This is a genomic window from Variovorax sp. P4_D9 (assembly GCF_056401695.1).
Window position 1 is genome coordinate 1 of sequence record NZ_JBFUIU010001177.1, and the last position, 2,160, is coordinate 2,160.

A 2,160-nucleotide genomic window follows, 5' to 3' on the forward strand; every position below is an offset into this window, starting at 1 on the left:
GTGCAACACACGCGCCGGCCCGTATCCAGCGCATACCTTGCGCAGGTCCAGGAGAGCTTCGGGCCCGCCGGTTGCGAGGGACGTCGGGGCGGGGGTGGCGGAGGGAAGAGTGCCTTTCAAGGTCGCCTCCGGCCTGGATTTGAGTTCAGCTTCCAAGATAGGCCTTTCGCACACGCTCATCCGCGCGAACTTCGTCGGGGGTTCCTTGCGCAATCAGATCGCCCCCAGCCAACACCGACACCCTGTCTGCATAACGAAACACCAGATGCATGTCGTGTTCAATGAATAGGACCGTCGTTTCTCCCGCCAGGTTCGAAAGCTGGTCGAACAGCGCCACCCCTTGCGTCGTCGACAGACCTGCCGCGGGTTCGTCGAGCAGCAGCACGCGCGGCTTCATCGCAAACGCAAGTACCACCTCGAGCACCCGTTGCTCGCCGTAGGCGAGCGTCTGCGTTGGCGTAAGCGCCGAACCCAGCAGGCCGAATCGGTGGAGCAGTGCCGACGCCTCATCGATCTGCTTTGTCATCCGGCTTACCGGGCGCCAGGACGGCCGGGCCACGCCATCGCGCTGGCACAGCGCCAGGACTACCGACTCGAGTGGATTGAGGGTCGGAAACAGCGTGTTGATCTGGAACGCTCGCACCAGGCCGGCATGCACTCGCTGTTGCGGCGTTGTGGACGTCACGTCACGACCTTCGAGCAGCAGCTTGCCGTCGGTGGGCGTCAGCAGCCCGGTCACCAGGTTGACGAAAGTGCTCTTGCCAGCGCCGTTGGGGCCGATGACAGCATGCCTTTCGCCGCGACGCATGGAGAAGTTGAGCTTGTCGAAGATCCTCAGCCCGCCGAAGGCCATCCGAAGATCGCAAGTCTCGAGAACGGTATCTGTGCTCATGCTCGGGCCTCGCGACGCAGTGCCAGGCGGCCGATGAAGGTCGGAAGAATTCCCTTGCGGAACGTCGCCACGATCAGCACGAGCAGCAAGCCGATCCAGAAGTACCAGTAGATCGGGTTGTATGAAGACAACAGGTCCCGCAACAGCATGAACACCGCCGCCCCGATGAATCCGCCGTACAGTACGGCGGCGCCACCGATCACCAGCATCACCAGAACGTCAGCGGAACGGGTGAATGCCATCGCCTCGGGCGAGACAAACTGCGTCGTCTGTGTGAGCAGCGCACCGGCGACTCCCGCCAAGGCAGCCGAGATGCCGAACACCACGGTGACATCGCGTTCGATCGGCGTTCCGAGCATCATCATTCGGCGCGTGTTTTCTCTCGCCCCCAGCATCGACAGCCCAAAGGAGGACTTCACAAGAGCTCGGACCGCCAGGAAGCACACCAGGACGACCACGAAGGTATAGACGTAGGCCGTTCGCCCGACCATATCGAAACGAAACTGTCCAAGCACCGGAGCAATCTCGATGCCCTGAAGCCCGTCGTCACCTCCAGTGAAGGTTGTCGAGCGGTGCACGAAGTCGAACAGGATCATGTTCAGTCCAAGCGTGACCATCAGCAGCCCGATGCCGTGCAGGCCGCGGACGATACGACCCGTGGCCAGGCCTGCCAAACCTGCCACCAGGCCGGCCACGAGGAGCCCACTGATTGGCTCGGTCCAGCCGTACTTGCCGAGGAACCCGGCGGTGTATGCGCCGATCCCGAAGAAGGCGGCATGGCCGAGCGATGGAATACCTCGGTAGCCGAGCAGCAGATCCAGCGAGAGTGCAAAGAGTCCCCAAATGAGGATCTGCGAGAGCAGGACGAGGTTGCTGTTGGGAATGAAGAACAGCACGAGCAAGGCTGCCCAGAAGGCGAACTCCCAACGGCTCCAGCTTGTGCGCGCAGTGAAATACTGCGCAATGTCGGGACGCGTCATGTCAAATCCTTCGACCGAGCAATCCCTGCGGACGCCACATCATGATGAGCACGGTCAGCAGGTAGATGAAGAGGCCACCGGCCTCGGGGACGTAATACTTGCCCACCACGTCGGCCACGCCGATCAGCAGCGCGGCCAGCAGGCTGCCGAAGATGTTCCCCATCCCGCCGACCGAGACGACGATCAGCACATAAACCAGGTAGCGCAGGGGAAAGTTCGGATCGAGGCTCAGCAAGTTGGCCGACAGGGCGCCGCCCAGGCCTGCGAGACCGCCACCGAGTGCGAAGG

The 2,160-nt window shown here is 62.5% G+C and carries 3 protein-coding genes; all 3 read right to left on the reverse strand.

Annotated features, from left to right (window positions below; translation table 11 throughout):
* Window positions 1-145: 145 nt before the first annotated feature.
* The gene (locus AC1DY5_RS52590; RefSeq protein ID WP_478122178.1) at window positions 146-892 is read right to left on the reverse strand and encodes an ABC transporter ATP-binding protein; all 747 of its coding nucleotides are present in this window, start codon (window positions 890-892) and stop codon (window positions 146-148) included.
* Window positions 889-1,872, reverse strand: a complete 984-nt coding sequence (locus AC1DY5_RS52595; protein WP_478122179.1) for a branched-chain amino acid ABC transporter permease — start codon at window positions 1,870-1,872, stop codon at window positions 889-891. The genes AC1DY5_RS52590 and AC1DY5_RS52595 overlap by 4 nt, the downstream gene beginning before the upstream one ends.
* A 1-nt stretch (window position 1,873) precedes the next feature.
* Window positions 1,874-2,160 (reverse strand): ABC transporter permease subunit (locus AC1DY5_RS52600; RefSeq protein ID WP_478122180.1); only part of this gene is annotated, 287 nt, incomplete at its 5' end.